Source organism: Xanthobacter cornucopiae, assembly GCF_043195065.2.
Classification (GTDB): domain Bacteria; phylum Pseudomonadota; class Alphaproteobacteria; order Rhizobiales; family Xanthobacteraceae; genus Xanthobacter.
In genome coordinates this window covers 2,569,886-2,587,661 of sequence record NZ_CM195531.1, presented here as the reverse complement: position 1 = coordinate 2,587,661, position 17,776 = coordinate 2,569,886, and the positions used below count along the sequence as shown (strand labels likewise).

Genomic DNA, 17,776 nt, shown 5'->3' with positions numbered 1-17,776 from the left:
GCATTTAAGGGGTGGGTGGCAGCCACTTTGTCCGCAGGGCCTCTTTCCAGGGCGCGGCGGGGCGCCTATATTCGCGGTGCCGGCGCAAGTCGGCTATGGCGATAAATGGATGTCGGAATAAGCCATTCGGACCCGGGGGCGGTACCCGGCGCCTCCACCAGAACCCGTTCTTCCGGTGCCACGGGCCCGGCGGGCGGGTTTCGGCGGGGGCGAAATAGGATCGACGAGGGTGTAAAGGGCTTTCTTTCGCTCGGCATTGTACCACCGTTATCGGGCTAAACTTATAGTTGCGAATGACAACTATGCTACGGTTGCTCAGGCCGCGTGAGCGGTTTGAAAGACCAAATTAAAGTCCTACCGGGTAGCACTGGATAGGCGGGGTTCGGAGGCACCTGGCAACAGAAGCCTCCACTTCCCTCCGGCGCAGCCGGATCGGCGGGAAGGTCATGCCACCGCATCCCGCACGAGACGCGGCGCCTTCGGGCGGCGGCGGGAGGTTGGGTCCGGCTGGGAAACAAGGCGCAAGCGGGCTCATGTCGGTCGATCACATCCGCTACGATCTCCTTGCTCAGGAGGCTCTGCGCTCCGTCGTGCGGCGTGTGCTGCTGGACGTGGCCAAGGACGGCCTGCCGGGCGAACACCATTTCTATATCTCCTTCGACACCCGGGCTCCGGGCGTGAGGCTGTCTCAGCGCATGCGCGAGAAGTATCCGGAGGAGATGACCATCGTTCTCCAGCATCAGTTCTGGGATCTGACGGTGACGGATGCCTCGTTCGAGGTGGGGCTGTCGTTCGGCGGCATTCCGGAGAAGCTGCTGATTCCGTTCTCGGCCCTGAAGGGCTTCTTCGATCCGTCGGTGAAGTTCGGCCTTCAGTTCGAACTCGCCGCCCCTGAGGGTGAGAGCGAGACGGACGGGGAGGCCCTGGGCGAGGCCCAGCCGCGCCCCGCCAGCGTGAAGCCGGCCATCGCGCCGGCGACGCTGAAGCAGCCGGCGCGCGGCGCTGCGTCGGAGCCGGCCGTGGCCAGCGCCACGCCGGGCCCGGAGTCGGTGGATGACGAGGCGGCCGAGCGGCCGGTCAGCGGCGCCCAGGTCGTTCAGCTTGACGTGTTCCGCAACAAGAAATAATCCATTCCCCGTCTGATCGAAGGACGTTCCCGGTGACTTCGCAGACCGACGTGGCCGTCATCGGCGCCGGTGCCGCCGGCCTCGCCGCTGGTGCGCGGCTGGCCGGAGCGGGGATTGATTTTCGTGTCCTGGAAGCCGCCGCCGCCCCCGGCGGCCGGGCGGCGACCGACACCGAAACCCTGGGTGTGCCGTTCGATCTGGGCTGCCACTGGCTGCACGACGCGCGGGCCAATCCCTTCGTTCCCATCGCGCGGCGGCTCGGCTTCGCGTTTGACGACAGCGGCGGCCATCGCGGCGGACGGCTGCTGCATGTGGGGACGCGCTTTGCCGCGCCGGACGAGGTGGCCGGAGCCGAGGCGGCGGTGGAGGCGGCGTTCGCCGCCGTTCAGGCCGCCGGCCGCGCCGGCCGCGACGTGGCCGCCAGCGAGGTCCTGCCCGATCTCGGCCGCTGGGAGCCGCTGGCACGCCATTGGCTCAGCCTGATGTCCGCGGCGCCGCCGGAGCGCATATCCACCCTCGACTACAGCCTTTATCACGACACCGACGACAACTGGCCGGTGCTGGACGGATACGGCGCGCTCATCCTGGCGCACGGGCGCGATGTGCCGGTGACCCTCGACTGTCCCGTCACCCGCGTCGACCATGCCGGCGCCCGCATCGCGCTGGAAACGGCGCGCGGAACGCTGAGCTGCCGGGTGGCTATCGTCGCCGTCTCCACGGCGGTGGTGGCCCAGGAGCGGCTCGCCTTCACCCCGGCGTTGCCGCCCGAGCTGGGCGAGGCATTCGCGGCCCTGCCGCTGGGCGTGGCGGAGAAGGTAGCGCTGCTGTTTGATCGGGATGTGTTCGGCGTGGCGCCGCGCACGGGCCTCGACGCGTTCGATGAACGCCGGGGCGAGGGCCTTGCCATCTCGGCCCTGCTCAATCCGGGGGGCGCCTCGGCGGCGGTGGTGCACATCGCCGGGCCGGACGCGGGCGCGCTGGTGCGGGCGGGTGAGGGCGCGATGGTGGATTTCGCCGCCACGGCTCTGGAGAAGGCTTTCGATTCCGGACTGAAGCGTCACGTGCGGCGGGCGCGTGTCACGCGCTGGGCGGCCCAGCCGTTCATCGGCGGGGGCTATTCCTGCGCCCTGCCGGGGGCCGCCGGGTTGCGGCAGTCGCTCGCGGCGGGTTTGGACGACCGCATTTTCTTCGCCGGCGAGGCGTTGGGCGGCCCGGCTTTCTCCACGGCCCACGGCGCCCATCTGTCGGGCATTGCTGCCGCCGACGCGGCGCTGGCGCGGCTTGGCCGCCTGCCGGCATGAGCGGGATTCCTCTCTCCCTGATCGTGGCGGTGGCCGAAAACGGGGTGATCGGCCGCGACGGCGCCTTGCCGTGGCATCTGTCGTCGGACCTGAAGCGCTTCCGGGCGCTGACCTGGGGCAAGCCGCTGATCATGGGCCGTCGCACCTTCGAGTCCATCGGCAAGCCGCTGCCGGGGCGGGTCTCCGTGGTGCTGAGCGCCGATCCCGCCTTCACCGTGCCCGAGGGTGTCATCAAGGTTCCGGATCTCGCTGCGGCCTGCGCCGCCGCTGCCGCCGCCGCGCGGGGCCTCGGCGCGGACGAGGCCATGGTGATCGGCGGCCGGCGGGTGTTTGCCGACACGCTGCCCTTGGCGCGCCTGCTGCACCTGACCGAGGTGGCGCTGCGCCCCGATGGCGATGTCTCCTTCCCCCCCTTCGACCGCGCGCAATGGCGGGAGCGGGATCGTGAAGGCCCGCTCCAGGGCCCGAAGGACGATGCGCCCTTCACCTATGTGACGCTGGAACGGGCCTGACCGGCCACGTCGACGGGGCGAGACGGCGCGCGGCTGCCTGCATGGGCGGTCGACGGGGCTGGCCTGACCGGTGCGGGCGCCGCAGCCGTGCGCCGGCGGACTGCGGCGTGCACGGGAGATCCTGTCCGGTCCCTTCGGTCGGGCCTGGTGGCGATGCCGCTCCATCACGTGCGCCCGCGCGATGCGCTCCCTCATGCCTGGCCGTTCGCATTCCTTCTGCGCCGCCCCGCTTTTTGGTCGTCCCTGCTTCGGCTCCCGGTGCCGGTGCGGGCGAGCCGCGGCGCGGCTCAGTTGGTGTTCGGCCGCGCCGCCGCATCCGGGCCACACAGCCCGTGCAGGTCGAGGTGCCGTTCCGGTGGCGGTCGGTCGCGCGCGGCGGGCAGGCCCGCGGGAGAACGGCGGGCTTATGCCGCGATGGGGGCGTGCGAAAGGCCCCCTCGGTCGCCGGGGAGGCGGATGCGGAGGCCCGCCGGGGGCACCTGTGTTGTTCGAGGGATCGCGAAGGGCTGAGTTTTCCGGATCATGGCGTTGATGATGACGAGGAGCTGGCGCGCGACGGCGATGAGGATGGTCTTTGGTGCCTTGCCCTTGAGGCGCATGCGGTCGCGCATGGCGGTGAGGGCGGGCACGCGCCGGGAGGCGGAGAGGGCGGCGATGTAGAGAGCTTCACGAACCTTGCGGCGTCCGCCGCAGATGTGCCGAGCCCCTCGCCATATGCCGCTTTCCCGGGCGTGGGGCGCAAGGCCGGCCAGGGAGGCGATGCGGCGGCGTCGGCGGAGGGTTCCCAGTTCCGGACGTTCGCCGAGCAGGGTGGCCAGGACGGTGGGCCCGATGCCCGGCACCGCCGCCAGCAGGCGGGCCTGGGTCGAGAGGGTGTGATCGGCGGCGATCAGGCCGGCGATGCGCCGGTCGATGGCGAGGATCTGCCCGCTCAGCAGCTCGATCATGGCGGCGATCTGCGCGGCGATCTCGTCCTGGCCGGCGCTGTGGCCGCGCAGCTTTTCGGCTTTTCGCATCTCGACCCATGGCCTGCGGCGGCGCAGGAAGTCGGAGAGCTGGACGCGGGCGGCGCTGACGGGGACGGTGACCGGCAGGCTGAGGGTGCGGCCCATCTGGGCGAGCGCGCGGGCATCGAGCCGGTCGGTCTTGGCGAGGACGCCGGTGGCCCGGGCGAACTCGCGGGCCTGGCGGGGATTGACGCGGCAGAAGGGCTGGCCGCGCTCGGCGAGGGCGGCGATGAGCTCACCGTCGCAGCCGCTGGTGGCTTCGAGCACGACGAGGGCATCCGCCTCGATCGCGACGGCCCAGGCGGCGATGGCATCGGACGTATTGGGGAGCCTTCGCGTCTGGCCGGACGGCAGGGCGCAGAGGTCGCGGACGGCGCGACAGATCGCAGCCGACGACGGGCTGTGGCGTGGTGATGGCTCCGGCCTATGTCGTGCGGGATCGGTCGTCCCAAGCAACTGTTCAGGGTTCAGCGGCAACGGAAGGGACCCTTGCTCCCGCACGAGCTGCACCCCCTCGGGGGGCGGGCTCCTTTCCGCTCCATCACTCTCTCACAGATCCAACAGACAGGGGGGCCGCCTGGGCCTGTGGAGGTCGGGCGGCCCGCCATTTCCGGAACAGCTTTTCGGGCGAGAGCGGCGGAGCGCGCGGGCTGACGGGCCGATGCGTCATTCGCCGACAAGGCCGGGCGGGCGCGGCAGGTCGCCGAAGCCTCGCGTGGGCGGAAGGGTCGGCTCCAGAGGCAGCGGCGGGCGCACGACGGGCACGGCCGGCCGCGGGCCGGGGCGCGGCGGAGCCTCCTGTGGTCGGGCCTGCGCTTGGGGAGCGGCCGGTGCCGGCATCGGCACCGCCTGCGGCAGCGGCGGGCGAACCGTCGATGGACGCGGTGGCTGTGCTGCCGGAGGGGGGGGCGGCGCGGCGGTCGCGGTCGGCGTCGGCGCCTCGCGGACGGGGACCGGTGCCTCGGGCGGGGCGGGCACGGGCGGGGTGGCGGCTGGCGCCGTGACGCCGGTTCCGGCGCCGGCGGCCGGAGTGCCGGTGGCGGTGCCGAAGGGTGAGGGCGCGGGCGCCGCCAGGTCATGTCGCTCGATGGTGTCGGAAGCCCGCGCGGATGGCCGGGGGGCGGCCGGCGCCACCGGGCGCGGCGCCGTTGCCGCGGGGTCTTGCGGAACCCCGGGCGCGGCGCGCGCGGGGGCCGGCGTGCTCGCGGCAGGGGCAGGGGCAGAGGCAGAGGCGGCGGACGGCGCGGCGGGTGTCGCTCCGCGTTGCTCTTCCAGGCGACGGGTTTCGCGCTCGATGGCGCGCATGGCGATGACGCCGGTGAGGCCACTGGCGCTCACGCGCCGATCAGGCGCGCTCACCGTGCCGCGCCACGCCAGGGTTCCGGTGGGGCTGACGCCCGATTGCGCCGGGCCCTCGTAGTCGATGGCGGCTTCCATGAGCAGCCGTGCCAGATCGAGGCTGCCGGAAACCGACAGACGGGTGTCGCCGACGCTGGTGCGGGCTGGGGACAGGCGCACCACGCCATTGACGACGGCCAGGGTGGAATCCGCCGCGGGCACCACCAGCGGGCCGCGCAGCAGCGCCCGGTCGAACAGCAGGGCGGTGCGGCGCTCGTCGGGCGGTGCCGGAAGGCTGGCGGTTTCCGCCAGCACCGCGTCGAGCGCGGTGGGGTCGGCGCCGCTTACCTTGAGAGCCTGCACCGCGAGGGTGCCCTGGCCGGACAGGCTCTGCACCAGTTGCAGCGGTGTGCGGCCGATGCCGCCGAGATCGAGCGCGAGGCTGACGCGCCCGGCGGGCGGGGTGCGGGCCCCCCCGGCCATGGCGAGGGGCGGGATGTCCACCTTGTCGAGCAGCAGGCGCCCGTCCGCCTCCACGCCCTCGGCGCGGTTGCGCACCTGCAGGGCGGCGCTCACCCGTCCGCCGCCGAAGCCGCCGGTGATGTCGCGCAGGTCGAGGTCGATGCCGTCGCTGGCGAGGCGCAGCCGCGCGCCCGACAGGACATAGGGGCCGATCAGCGCAAGCCGGCTCGCCACCAGGTCCACGCCCAGGGCGACGCCATTGACCGGGCCGGGCTGCAGCCGCGCTCCGCTCCATGGCGTGGCCGGCGTGGCTTCCGCCCCGGGGGCGCGGGCCCCGAGCAGCCCGACGATGGCGGGAACCGACAGGGTGTCGAAGGCGAGCCGGCCGCTCAGGCGCGGCACCGTCCCCGGTTCCAGGCCGAGGGTGCCGGTGACGGGCGCGCCGCCCACGGAGCCCTCGATGTTCGCCATCTGCCAGAGGCCGGCGGTGCGGGTGAGGCCGAAGGCAAGGGCGGCGGGTACGGGGGCGTTGTCGGCGGCGGCCGCCACCTGGGGCAGCAGGCGGCCAAGGTCGGCGCCGTCCGCCCGCACGGCGAGCTGGGGCTCGATGGCGCCATTGACGAGGCGCGCCGGACCTTCGCCGGCCAGGGTGAGGCCGGCGGTGGCGAGCTTGACGCGCACCTGGCCTTCGCCCGGGGTGAGGGGCGAGAGGGTGAATTCGCCGCGCGCCGCGCCGAGACGCGGATTGAGGCCGGTGAGACCGAGCGCCCCCAGCACCGGCGCGGCATCGGCCGCCTCGGCGGTGAGCGCCACCGCAAGCGGCACGCCAGCGGCGCTGCGGGTGAAGGACACCTGCCCTGACATCTGGCCGAGGCTGCCGGCGCTGGTGATGCCCCGGCCGCCGGCCTCGTTCCATGTCACCGCGGTGGAGAGCTTCACCGGCGCCGCCACCGGGGCCAGGCGGGCCAGGACGTCGGCGGTTTCCGGGCCGGCCACCAGCCGGGCCACCGGCACCAGGCCGTCCGCCTTCGCGCCGCTCAGGGACAGGTTGAATTCGCCGCGCGGGGTGGTGGAGAAATTCTCCATCCAGCCGGCGCCCTCCAGGTGGATGCCGCCGAGGTCGTCCATCATCAGCCGCTTCACCCGCCAGTTGCCGCCGGTGGCGGCGGCATCGAAGGCGAGGCGGCCGAGCGGCTGGCCGGCGATGGTGAGGTTCTGCCCGTCCAGCACCGCGCTGGCGTCGGCCCCACCGCCGACCGCGGCGGCCGCCCGCTGCAGGCCGGCCACGATGGGGTCGAGGGCGAAGCCGTCGAGGGTCAGCTTCAGGTCGAGCTTCGGAGCGCCACCGGTGGGGAAGGCGGCGGCGAGAGTGCCGGTCAGCCGGCTCGGGCCGAAGCTCGCGTCGAGCCCGTCGAGTCCGATGCGGCCGGGGGACAGCTTGAGCCGGGTGGTGATGCGGGCCGGCGCGCCAATGGCCGCGGCGACATCGCGGGCGGCGTCCGGGGCCGCCCAGCGCAGGAAGGCGGCCGGGTCCTCGGCGGTAAAGGCGAGGGCGCCGGAGAACCCGCCGGCGTCGGGGGCGCCGGAGGCTTTCAGCGCCGCCTTTCCGGGCAGCTGCGCCTCGGCCAAATCGACGCGCCAGCCGGCGCGGGCTCCGGTGATGTCCAGCCGCACGTCGCGCACCACGGTGCCGCCCAGCACCAGCTGTTCGGCGGAGACGCCGATGCGGGAGGCGATGTCGGGCGTGGGCAGGTCGGCCAGCATCCACAGGCCGCGTCCGATGGCCTCCGCCGGGCGGATGGCGGGGCTGGCGCCGGCGGTGGCCTCGCCGCCGGCGCCGAGGGCGTCGAGGTCGAGGCTGCGGGCGTTCAGCACCACGTCGAGGCCGATGGCGCGCCCGAGGGTGAGCCGCGCGGCGCCGGCGAGCTGGGCCGGGGTCGCCGCGCCGCCGAGGGCGAGCTCCAGATTGTCGGCCAGCACCTGCGCCGGGGAGGCCTTCAGGTGGCCGGAGAGCTGCCAGGAGTCGAGCCCGGCCGCGCCCTTGCGGGCCAGGCTGGCGCGGCCGTCGAAGCCGGGCGTGGCATCGAGGGTGGAGAAAGTGCCTTCGAGATCGACGGCATAGGGCCGGTTGCGCCCGTCCAGGGTCAGCCGCAGCTTCCCGGCGCCGGCGGCGTCGAGCTTGCCCAGGGTGGCGCGCAGGCCGAAGCGGGCGCCGGCTGCCTCCACCTCGCCGTCGAGCTTGAACGGGCCGGAGAGGGAGCGGGCCTCGCCGCGCAGGTCGAGGTCGCTGAGGGCGAAGGTCTGGTCGGAGGCGCGATCGAGCAGGTCGAGGGCGCCGTCGCGCACCTCCAGGCGGGCGATGCCGATGTCGGCGGCGCGCCCGGCGCCGGTGGGCAAAGCGAGGCGGCCGTTGCTGTCGATGACGATGCGCAGATGCGGCCGCAGCAGCGACACGCCGGTGGCCTCCACCTCGCCGCGCATCAGGGCGCCCAGGGACAGCTCGGCCTGGAACTGGCGCACCGTGCCGCCGGTGGACACCACGTCGCCCAGTGTCACGTCCTTCAGGGTCAGGCGGGGGGCGGGCAGCAGCTCGGCCGCGATGTCGCCGCGAATGACCACCGGCACGCCCAGGGTGCGGCCGATCTCGCGCTCGAACGTGCCGCGCCAGGCGTTCCAGTCCACCACCAGGGGCGCCGCGAAGGCGCCCAGGATGGCGAGCGTGAGCGCGGTGGCGAGGCTGATGAGGATCCCTTGCACGCCTGTCTCCCCGATGGCCGGCAGCGGGCCGCTTGGATGTTGCGCCCGGATCGCGCGGCCGCGGCGAGCCGCGCCATCCGCCCGGTTCCAGTGTGGCGCGCTTTCGCGTCAGTGTTGCAGCGCGAAAGCGCCCTGTCCCGCCTTTATCGCATGCCCGACGCCCGGCGCGCGTGTTGGCGGCGGTGTGTGTTCAGACGGCGACGATCTTGCCGGGATTCATGATGTTCTGCGGGTCCAGGGCGCGCTTGATGGCGCGCATCGCCTCCAGGGCGCCGTCGCCATGCTCGGCGGCCATGTATTTCATCTTGCCCTGGCCGATGCCGTGCTCACCGGTGGAGGTGCCGCCCATGGCCAGGGCGCGGTCCACCAGGCGGGCCATGAAGTCCTTGGCCTTGGCCAGGTCCCGCGGGTCGTCCATGTCCACCATGAGCACGGTGTGGAAATTGCCGTCGCCCACATGGCCGACGATGGGGGCGATGAGGCCCAGGCGGTCGATGTCGGCCTTGGTCTCCTCCACGCAGTCGGCGAGGCGGGAGATGGGCACGCACACGTCGGTGGCCACCGCCTTGGCGCCGGGGCGCAGCAGCAGCGCCGCCCAATAGGCATCGTGCCGGGCCTGCCACAGCCGCGAGCGCTCCTCGGGCCGGGTGGAGAACACCGACGGGCCGCCGCCGAAGTCCGCGGCGATGGCGCCGAAGCGCTCGGCCTGCTCGTGCACCCCCGCTTCGCTGCCGTGAAATTCCAGGAACAGGGTGGGGGTTTCCGCCAGGCCGAGCTTTGCATAGGCATTGCAGGCTTTGACCTGGACCTCGTCGAGCAGCTCGATGCGCGCCACCGGGATGCCGCTCTGGATGGTGGCGATGACGGTGTCGCACGCCGCGGCGATGGACGGGAACGGGCAGACGGCGGAGGAGATCGCCTCGGGAATGCCGTACAGCCTCAGGGTGATCTCGGTGATGATGCCGAGCGTGCCCTCGGCGCCGACGAACAGGCGGGTGAGATCATAGCCGGCGGCGGACTTGCGGGCCCGGGTGGCGGTGGTGATGAGGCTGCCGTCTGCGGTGACCACCTTCAGCGACAGCACATTGTCCTTCATGGTGCCGTAGCGCACGGCGTTGGTGCCCGAGGCGCGGGTGGAGGCCATGCCGCCCAGGGAGGCGTCGGCGCCGGGGTCGATGGGGAAGAAGAGGCCCTGGTCGCGCAGCTCCTCGTTCAGCCGCTTGCGGGTGACGCCGGGCTCGATCACGCAGTCGAGATCGGCGGCGTTGACGGCGAGGATGCGGCTCATGTGCGAGAGGTCGATGCACACGCCGCCGGCCGGAGCGTTCACCTGCCCCTCGAGCGAAGTGCCGGCGCCCCAGGGAATGACAGGAACGCCGTGGGTCGCGCAGATTCGGACCGCCGCCTGCACATCTTCCGTGCAGGCGGCGAACACCACCACATCTGCCGGCTCGTTGGGCAGGTAGGTGGTCACATTGGCGTGCTGCGCGCGGACGGTGGCATTTGTCACGACCTTGTGATCGAGTATTGATTTCAGTTCCGCTGTGGCGGTGGCGACACGGTCGTGATGGGAGGCCCGGGAGTTCGCGGCTGCGGGATGCATTTACTTTTCCTTAACTTTGACGGCGACGCTCCGGCGCGCGGAATGAGCGGGTCCCGGCGGAGGCGGTAGGTGATGGCCGCCTGGTGCAGGTTTCAGTTTGACAGTGATATTTCCGATTCGGTCTGGCCGCCAGATTTTGCTCGAATTCCGGGGTGACGATTGCCTCATCTCACGGCACAGTGACCATCCATAAAGCAACCTCCAAGACAGGGAGCGACTGCCATGCTGGATCGGATCGATTTCGAGCCCGTATTCTTCGCCCCGTTCGTCGCTTCCTCCGTGAAGTTGGACCGGGCATGGATGGATTATAATGGTCATCTGAAGATGGCTTATTACAATCTGATCTTCGACCATGCGGTGGAGGAGGCGCTGACTCTTCTCGGGCTCGGCCCTCAATATGCGCGCGAGCGGGCTTCTTCCTTCTTCACGGCGGAGGCACATGTCCGTTATCTTCGCGAGATCACACCCGAAAGCCCGGTGCGCGTCACCTTGCGCCTTCTCGATTATGACGAGAAGCGCATTCATCTCTACCAGGCCCTGCACCACGCGGCGGAGGGCTGGATTTCCGCCACCTGCGAGCAGATGGCATTGCATGTGAACCTGAAGACCCGCCACGTCACGGCTTTTCCAGACGAGGTGTTGGAGCGCATCGCCCTGATGCGGGCCACCCATGCCGCGCTGCCGCCGCCCGAGGGCCTGGGCCGGCGGGTGTGCATGTCGGCGCGCTGCTGACCTCGCGCCGGCGGCTTCGGCCTTTGCCCCGCGCGCTGCGCGCGGGTGTTCCAGGGCGGCATCCATGTGGCGTGGGGCGTCGTGTTGACAGGCGCGTTTCGGGTCAGTATCTCCAGCCGCGTCGCTGCCTGATTTTTCGGCGGTCGCGCGCATATCTTGGAAAATCAAGACCGTACCAAGCCTGCAAGGAGCGGGCCGGAATGGTGCTGCGTTTGTTGCGTGCAATGCAGGTCAGGTATGCTGACCTATCTGTTCTCGGCGTGGTGCGATGCAGCATAGGCTGCATGGCATCGAGGGCCACAGGGCCCGGATGACCCGGAACAGGAGGCCTCCATGAGTGCCGTGACCTATCCCGCGAAGTCGTTTGCTCTTCCGCCTGCCGCGGGCGCTGCCGCCGCCGCAAAGCCGGAGCGGGGCTTCCTTGGGCGCCTGTTTGATGCGCTCATCGCCGCCCGCGCGGAGCAGGCCGAGCGCGAGGTGGCGCGCTATCTCGCGCACCATGTGGAGCATCGCCGCGACAGCTTCTAGGACGCTCCCGACCCGGCGGCGATGCCGCCTCGCGCACGGATTGCGCGGTGATGTCGAGGTGTGGAGGGATCGCCGGACGCGCTGGCGGACGGCGCTCGCTCCGGATGGGGAATTTGCACGCGGTGGGGGAAGCCGCGCGGCAAAGAGGCGTGACGCCGGGACTGGAGCGATGCGCGTATCTGCGGCGTCATCGGCCGGCTCCCCCGTCGTGCCACCAATGCAGATCCCGGGCGGAGAGAAGCTCTCGCCGGCGCGGGGCCTGCCTTTGGGATCGGGGAGGCGCGCCCGCCCGCGGGGGTGAGCGGGACGCCTCCCCGGGCCTCCCAGATGTCGTCCCAACCATCGTGCGGCGCCACCGCGCGCGCATCGCCCAAGGCGTGCACCCCCAGGAATGTGCGCAGGGCGCCTCTCGCACCCCCGTCCGGCAAGAGGGGGCGGTGAGGGTCCCTGCAGGGCCAGCGCCGCCCGCGCGATCTGTTCCGTGATGCGCCCGCGGCTCAGCGGTCGGCGGCAAGCACCAGCGTGGCCCAGCCTTCGATATGGCGGCGCGAGACCAGCCGCAGCCCGTGATTGCGGTACGCGGCCAGGGCAGCCGGCACCTGCGACACCAGCAGGCCCGACAGCACGATCCTGCCCCCCGGCGCCATTAGGGCGCGCAGCGAGCGCGACATGCGCTTCAGCGGCGGCAGCAGGATGTTCGCCAGGATCAGGTCATAGGGGCCGCCGGCGGTGAGGTTGCGGGCGTCGGCGCCGGCCGCGTGCAGCAGCGTGATGCCGGCGCCGGCCTTGTTGGCGCGGGCATTGGCGCGGGCGGTCCTGACCGCCACGATGTCGATGTCGCTGGCGACCACCTCGGTGTGGAAGCGCCGCGCGGCGGCGATGGCCAGCACGCCGGTGCCGGTGCCCACATCCAGCACCCGCCGTGGCCGGCCGCGCCGGGCCCCGTCGGCGAGGGCGGCCAGGCACCCCTGGGTGGTGCCGTGGTGGCCGGTGCCGAACGCCAGCGCCGCCTCGATCTCGATGCCGATGACATTGGCCGACAGGCGGTCGCGGTCGTGGGCGCCATGCACCATGAAGGGACCGACCCTGACGGGCGCGAGCCCTTCCAGGCTCGCCGCCACCCAGTCTTTCTCCTCCACCGCGGAGAAGGTGACACCGGCCGCCAGCTCGGGGCCGGCGGCGATCTCCACCAGCTCACGCAGCCGTTCGGGATCGAAGGCCTCGCCGGCGAATACTTCCACCACCCAGTCGTTCTCGGTCCGCTCGAAATTCGCCACCGCCACGTCGGTGGGGTCGAAGGTCTCGGAAATGAGATCGGCGATGCGCTGCGCCGGCTGGCGCGGGGCGCAGACGCGCATCACATGGGTGGCGTCGTTGGGGGGAAGACCTTCGAGCATCGGGCGCGGGTTCCGGCTTCTGGGACGGCCGCGGAAACGGCCGGGAGGGAGCGGCCAGGGGGTGGCCAAGCAAAGCGGCGAACAGGGGCGGCTCAGGCCTCGATGGCGCCGATGGACGTATTGCGTCCGCCGGCCTTGGCCGCATAAAGGCGCTTGTCGGCCACCCCAAGCAGGTCCGTCAAGGCCTGGGCGTCCTGGGGCGCGGTGGCGACACCGATGGACAGGGTGAGCGGCGGCACGCCGCCCGGCAGGACCACGGCGGCCACCCGCGCCCGCAGCAGGGCGGCGAGGTCCAGAGCGCCGGAGTGATCCACCCCGGGGGCGAAGGCGGCGAATTCGTCGCCGCCGTAGCGCACCACGTAATCCGACTGCCGCAGCGCCTCGCCCATGGCATCCGCCACCCGCCGCAGCACCACGTCGCCCACCGGATGGCCGAAATGGTCGTTCACGTCCTTGAAATTGTCGATGTCGATCAGCAGCAGGCTCACTGGCCGGCTGGAGGTCTGCGAGACCGCCAGCAGGTCGCGGCCCAGGGGCTCGAACTGGCCGCGATGCAGCACCTGGGTGAGCGGGTCGCGGCGGGCGGTGCGGGTCAGCTCCTCGTAGCGCTGGCGGTAGGTGAGGGCGCCGAACACGTCGGCGAGCCGGCGTGGCGTGGTGCTGGCAAGGGGCTCGAAGCGCCTGAGGTAGGAGGCGAGCAGGGGGGCGTACAGCGCCGCCGCCGCCAGCTTGCCGATCCAACCGCCGAGTCCGGCCGACCACGGCACCCCAAGGCTCAGGTGCAGGACCGCGAAAAAGCCCGCCTGGTCGAATGTGAGCACCAATGCCAGGGTGAGCCAGATGGCCAGCACGGGCCAGCGCCGGAGCGGACGCGAGATCCGCTCGTACAGCAGGATCATGGCGATGGAATCCACGAACAGCAGCAGCGTCCCCCACAGCATGAGGCCGCCGATCTGGTCCATGAACGACAGGTCGCCGGCTGCCTGCGGCCGTCCGTCCGCCAGTTCCAGGCGCAGGATGGAGACCAGGGCGATGAGGATGGCATTGCCCAGCAGCAGGCCGTAGATGGGCTGGCGCGCCACCTCGGCGTCCTCGCGGATGTAGACCAGCAGCAGCAGCGCCAGCTTGCCGGAGAACATGACCACCGAGCCGGGCGACAGCGACACGCCGAAGGGCAGGCTCAGGTAGAAGGAGGCCGCCAGGTACGTCTCCATGAAATGGAGGCTGCCGAGGGCGCAGAAAAAAGTGCCGATGCCCAGCGTGCCGCGCAGGCGGAACAGCGCCAGCATCGCCCCGAAATAGAGCACGAGGGCGATGAGCAGCAGGATGATGGTGAACAGGGCCATGGGTCGTGGGCAACATCAACATCGTACAGCCCGGTGGCGTTGCCGCGCGCCGAGAGGAAAAGGCTTCGCGCCGAGGGCCGGCCGCGCCGTGCGGAACGGGACGGCACGCACGATCAGCGCCGGGGCATCATGACACGTCGCGGACAGGCTGTGCAGCGCGGACGCGCCGCTGGTTAACGCTGCGTCAGCGCCCGCCGCTCATGCATCCGCTCCGAGCACGCGCGAGGGAGGATTCCGCCGCCGGCAGGCAAGGGGGTTCGGCCGGCGCCGCATGGGCATCAGACTTTTTCCACGAAGCTTTCCAGTACCCGTTTCTCGCCCGCCTTGTCGAACTGGACGGTGAGCTTGTTGCCGTCGATGCCCACGACATCCCCATAGCCGAACTTGACATGGAACACCCGCTCGCCGCGGCTGAAGGCCGATGACGAAGCGGTGGACGACGCCACCAGGGTGCCCTCGATCACGCGCGGGCCGGCGTGGGAGGGGCCTGCCGTGCCGCGCCCGCCTGGGGTGTAGCGGGCGCCTGCCTCCTTGAAGCCGTCGCCGCGCTGGGCCTGCGCCCGCTGCCAGCCGGGGGTGGCATAGGACGAGCCGCTGAACGCACCGGCGTCGAACCGGCTGGCCCCGTAGCTGGAACTGGAGCCGCCATAGCTGGAGCCGCCCCAGCCGGCGCCGCCCCGGCTTTCCTCCACCCGCACATGGGCGTCGGGCAGCTCATCCAGGAAGCGGCTGGGCAGGGTGGAACTCCACAATCCGTGGATGCGCCGGTTGGAGGCGAAATAGATGCGGGCCGAGGCGCGGGCGCGGGTGATGCCCACATAAGCGAGGCGCCGTTCCTCCTCCAGGCCGGCCTTGCCCTGCTCGTCCAGCGCCCGCTGGTGGGGAAACAGGCCTTCCTCCCAGCCGGGCAGGAACACGGTGTCGAACTCCAGCCCCTTGGCCGAATGCAGGGTCATGATCTGAACCGCATCCTCGCCGGCGCCGTTGTCGGCGGCGTCCATCACCAGGGAGATGTGCTCAAGGAAGCCCTGGAGGTTCTCGAACGGCTCCATGGAGCGCACCAGCTCCTTCAGGTTCTCCAGCCGGCCGGCGGCGTCCGCCGAGCGGTCCTTCTGCCACATGTCGGTATAGCCGCTGTCGTCGAGCACGATCTCGGCCAGCTCGGTGTGGGGAAGGGTGCGCGCCTGCGCCCGCCAGCGGTCGAAGGCGTCCATCAGCCCGCGCAGCGCGCCGCGCACCTTGGGCTTCAGCTCCTGGCTTTCCACCAGCAGGCGCACCGCGTCCTGGAGCGGCACGCCGGCCGAACGGGCGACGTCGTGGATCTGCTTGACGGTGGCGTCGCCGACGCCGCGCTTGGGCACGTTGACGATGCGCTCGAACGCCAGGTCGTCGGCGCTGGAGTTCACACAGCGCAGATAGGCCAAAGCGTCGCGGATTTCCGCCCGCTCGTAGAAGCGTGGGCCGCCGATGACGCGATAGGGCAGGCCGAGGGTGACGAAGCGCTCCTCGAACTCGCGCATCTGGAACGAGGCGCGCACCAGGATCGCCACCTGCGACAGCGCATGGCCGGCGCGTTGCAATGCCTCGATCTCGTCGCCGATGGCGCGGGCTTCCTCGCCGCTGTCCCAGGCGCCGGTCACCGTCACCGGCTCGCCTTCCTCGCCTTCCGAGAACAGGGTCTTGCCGAGCCGGCCCTCGTTGTGGGCGATGAGGTGGGAGGCGCTGGCCAGGATGTGGCCGGTGGAGCGGTAGTTGCGCTCCAGCCGGATCACCGTGGCGCCGGGAAAGTCGCTCTCGAAGCGCAGGATGTTGTCCACCTCGGCGCCGCGCCAGCCATAGATGGACTGGTCATCGTCGCCCACGCAGCACACGTTGCGAGAGCCCTGCGCCAGGAGACGCAGCCACAGGTATTGGGCGACGTTCGTATCCTGGTATTCATCCACCAGCAGATACTTGAACTTGTGATGGTATTCGGCAAGCACGTCGGGATTTTCGCGGAACAGACGGATGCCTTCCAGCAGCAGGTCGCCGAAATCCACGGCGTTGAGCGCCTTCAGCCGCGCCTGGTAGGCGGCATAAAGCGCGCCGCCGCGCCCATTGGCGAACACCGCGCCTTCGCCGGCGGGCACGTCCTTCGGGCCGAGCCCCCGGTTCTTCCAGCCGTCGATGGTGTTGGCCAGAAGCCGCGCCGGCCAGCGCTTCTCGTCGATGTTCTCGGCGGCGATGAGCTGCTTGAGCAGGCGGATCTGGTCGTCGGTGTCGAGAATGGTGAAGCCGCTCTTCAGGCCGACCAGCTCGTGGTGCCGGCGCAGCACGCGCACGCCGATGGCATGGAAGGTGCCGAGCCAGGGCATGCCCTCCACCTGGTCGCCGACCATGGCGTGGATGCGCTCCTTCATCTCCCGCGCGGCCTTGTTGGTGAAGGTGACGGCCAGGATCTGGGAGGGATAGGCGCGGCCGGTGGCCAGGATGTGGGCGATGCGGGTGGTGAGCACGCGGGTCTTGCCGGTGCCGGCGCCGGCCAGCACCAGCAGCGGCCCGTCGAGGGTTTCCACCGCCGCCCGCTGCTCGGGATTGAGGCCGGAGAGGTAACCGGCCTGCGCGGCGGCGGGTGCGGCACCAGCCAGCGCCCGCGCGGCGATGCCGCCGGGGCGCGGGGCGGGGCTGTCGGGCGCGGGCGCCACCGGCTGCCGGCGCGATTGGGGCAATTGGGTCAAGGGCACTTTCTCGCGGACGCGTGATTCTCTGTCGAGAACAAAATGGCACTCAATCACGGCGATTGCGAGAGCACCCGACCCGCCGCCGGGTCGGGGCCGGCTATTTCAGCAGCTCCATCGGCCCGTCCCGGCGCCAGGTGCGGGCGCGCAGCCGCGGCGCCAGCCACCACGACAGGGGTGCCGACACGGCCGCCGTGCCGACCACGATCCAGGGCATCAGGCTCATGGCCTCACGCGAGAGCGGGGTGAGAAGCAGCACCAGCGTGGCGGCGAAGAAGGCCATCGCCTGCGCCATCAAGAAGATCATCGCCGCGATCTGAAGTCGTACGGACATGATGTTCCTCCTTCCAGAACCAGGGGTCTGGAAGGAAAACGGGGGGCGGAGCCAAATGTTCCCGGCTCCGGATATTTCCGGTTGCAGATGGCCTTGGCACCAACTCTTCCTGGCGCTAACTCCTCCTGGCGCCAATCTTCCTGGCGCCGCGCGGAGGACGGCCGGAGTGAGGACAACGCCAAGGCCGCGGTGGCCTCGTCCTCAGGGCGGTCCTCAGGGCGCGTCCTTGGCCGCCGCCTTGGGCAGGTGCACCACGTAGAATTTGCGTACCGGGGTCACGTTGCGCCAGGTGCCGGTGAAGCCCGAGGGGATGAGGAATGATTCGCCCGCCTGGTAGGCCTCCACGTGGCCGGAGGCATCGGTGAGTTCCACCGTGCCCTCCAGGATCACGCAGAACTCGTCCTCCTCGTAATTCACCGCGAGGGTGGAGCGCTCGGAGGCCCAGAAGCCGGCGGAAAAGGCGCCGCTCTGGTCCTGGTACCATTCGTGGACGGTGGTGGCGGCGGCCGGGTCCACATGGGGGGTCGGATTGAAGCGGATGGAACGGAGCGTCATGGCGGCCTTCCGGGGTCGAGGGACGCCGGCATCCTTGGCGGAGGATGCCGGCGTCCGCAA

General features: G+C 71.1%; 13 protein-coding genes and 1 other RNA gene. 6 read left to right on the top strand and 8 right to left on the bottom strand.

Features of this window, described 5'->3' with window-relative positions:
- The first annotated feature begins 39 nt into the window (after positions 1-39).
- The 4 genes from ssrA (at position 40) to V5F53_RS11325 (ending at position 2,940) form a co-directional block, all read left to right on the top strand.
- Positions 40-413, top strand: a transfer-messenger RNA (tmRNA) gene (gene ssrA / locus V5F53_RS11340).
- Positions 414-533: 120 nt separating this feature from the next.
- Positions 534-1,127, top strand: coding sequence for an SspB family protein (locus V5F53_RS11335; protein ID WP_393997684.1), 594 nt, complete (start codon positions 534-536; stop codon positions 1,125-1,127).
- Between the two features lie 32 nt (positions 1,128-1,159).
- Entirely contained in the window at positions 1,160-2,428 is a 1,269-nt protein-coding gene (locus V5F53_RS11330) for a flavin monoamine oxidase family protein (protein WP_393997685.1), read from the top strand.
- Entirely contained in the window at positions 2,425-2,940 is a 516-nt protein-coding gene (locus tag V5F53_RS11325) for a dihydrofolate reductase (RefSeq protein ID WP_393997686.1), read from the top strand. The genes V5F53_RS11330 and V5F53_RS11325 overlap by 4 nt, the downstream gene beginning before the upstream one ends.
- Before the next feature lie 404 nt (positions 2,941-3,344).
- Here V5F53_RS11325 and V5F53_RS11320 read toward each other — a convergent pair whose 3' ends face one another.
- The 3 genes from V5F53_RS11320 to V5F53_RS11310 all read right to left on the bottom strand — a co-directional run bounded on the left by V5F53_RS11320 (position 3,345) and on the right by V5F53_RS11310 (position 10,107).
- On the bottom strand, positions 3,345-4,448 hold the full coding sequence (locus tag V5F53_RS11320; RefSeq protein WP_509212268.1) for a transposase: 1,104 nt from the start codon (positions 4,446-4,448) through the stop codon (positions 3,345-3,347).
- A gap of 165 nt (positions 4,449-4,613) precedes the next feature.
- A complete protein-coding gene (locus V5F53_RS11315) occupies positions 4,614-8,504 on the bottom strand; it encodes an AsmA family protein (protein ID WP_393996538.1) in 3,891 nt (1,296 codons plus the stop codon).
- Positions 8,505-8,694: 190 nt separating this feature from the next.
- Positions 8,695-10,107 (bottom strand): FAD-binding oxidoreductase, encoded by a 1,413-nt coding sequence (locus V5F53_RS11310; protein ID WP_393996537.1) that lies wholly within the window; start codon positions 10,105-10,107, stop codon positions 8,695-8,697.
- Positions 10,108-10,329: 222 nt separating this feature from the next.
- Here V5F53_RS11310 and V5F53_RS11305 point away from each other — a divergent pair, with 222 nt between their 5' ends.
- Both V5F53_RS11305 and V5F53_RS11300 read left to right on the top strand, forming a co-directional pair.
- Positions 10,330-10,839 (top strand): thioesterase family protein, encoded by a 510-nt coding sequence (locus V5F53_RS11305; RefSeq protein WP_393996536.1) that lies wholly within the window; start codon positions 10,330-10,332, stop codon positions 10,837-10,839.
- Between the two features lie 333 nt (positions 10,840-11,172).
- Positions 11,173-11,367: a hypothetical protein gene (locus V5F53_RS11300; protein ID WP_393996535.1), complete on the top strand. Its 195-nt coding sequence runs from the start codon at positions 11,173-11,175 to the stop codon at positions 11,365-11,367.
- A gap of 497 nt (positions 11,368-11,864) precedes the next feature.
- Here V5F53_RS11300 and V5F53_RS11295 read toward each other — a convergent pair whose 3' ends face one another.
- The 5 genes from V5F53_RS11295 to V5F53_RS11275 form a co-directional block, all read right to left on the bottom strand.
- A complete protein-coding gene (locus tag V5F53_RS11295; protein WP_393996534.1) occupies positions 11,865-12,764 on the bottom strand; it encodes a 50S ribosomal protein L11 methyltransferase in 900 nt (299 codons plus the stop codon).
- 92 nt (positions 12,765-12,856) lie between these two features.
- Entirely contained in the window at positions 12,857-14,110 is a 1,254-nt protein-coding gene (locus V5F53_RS11290) for a GGDEF domain-containing protein (RefSeq protein ID WP_393996533.1), read from the bottom strand.
- A gap of 278 nt (positions 14,111-14,388) precedes the next feature.
- Positions 14,389-16,818, bottom strand: a complete 2,430-nt coding sequence (locus tag V5F53_RS11285) for an ATP-dependent helicase (RefSeq protein WP_393996548.1) — start codon at positions 16,816-16,818, stop codon at positions 14,389-14,391.
- 109 nt (positions 16,819-16,927) lie between these two features.
- Positions 16,928-17,161, bottom strand: a complete 234-nt coding sequence (locus tag V5F53_RS11280) for a hypothetical protein (RefSeq protein WP_393996532.1) — start codon at positions 17,159-17,161, stop codon at positions 16,928-16,930.
- A gap of 213 nt (positions 17,162-17,374) precedes the next feature.
- Positions 17,375-17,716: a cupin domain-containing protein gene (locus V5F53_RS11275; RefSeq protein ID WP_393996531.1), complete on the bottom strand. Its 342-nt coding sequence runs from the start codon at positions 17,714-17,716 to the stop codon at positions 17,375-17,377.
- Positions 17,717-17,776 lie beyond the last annotated feature (60 nt).

What these genes read in the sequence shown, in the direction of transcription:
- V5F53_RS11335 (WP_393997684.1), top strand. Translation starts at nt 534, where the DNA reads ATGTCGGTCGATCACATCCGCTACGATCTCCTTGCTCAGGAGGCTCTG.
- V5F53_RS11325 (WP_393997686.1), top strand. Translation starts at nt 2,425, where the DNA reads ATGAGCGGGATTCCTCTCTCCCTGATCGTGGCGGTGGCCGAAAACGGG.
- V5F53_RS11310 (WP_393996537.1), bottom strand. Translation starts at nt 10,107, where the DNA reads ATGCATCCCGCAGCCGCGAACTCCCGGGCCTCCCATCACGACCGTGTC.
- V5F53_RS11305 (WP_393996536.1), top strand. Translation starts at nt 10,330, where the DNA reads ATGCTGGATCGGATCGATTTCGAGCCCGTATTCTTCGCCCCGTTCGTC.
- V5F53_RS11300 (WP_393996535.1), top strand. Translation starts at nt 11,173, where the DNA reads ATGAGTGCCGTGACCTATCCCGCGAAGTCGTTTGCTCTTCCGCCTGCC.
- V5F53_RS11295 (WP_393996534.1), bottom strand. Translation starts at nt 12,764, where the DNA reads ATGCTCGAAGGTCTTCCCCCCAACGACGCCACCCATGTGATGCGCGTC.
- V5F53_RS11290 (WP_393996533.1), bottom strand. Translation starts at nt 14,110, where the DNA reads ATGGCCCTGTTCACCATCATCCTGCTGCTCATCGCCCTCGTGCTCTAT.
- V5F53_RS11280 (WP_393996532.1), bottom strand. Translation starts at nt 17,161, where the DNA reads ATGTCCGTACGACTTCAGATCGCGGCGATGATCTTCTTGATGGCGCAG.
- V5F53_RS11275 (WP_393996531.1), bottom strand. Translation starts at nt 17,716, where the DNA reads ATGACGCTCCGTTCCATCCGCTTCAATCCGACCCCCCATGTGGACCCG.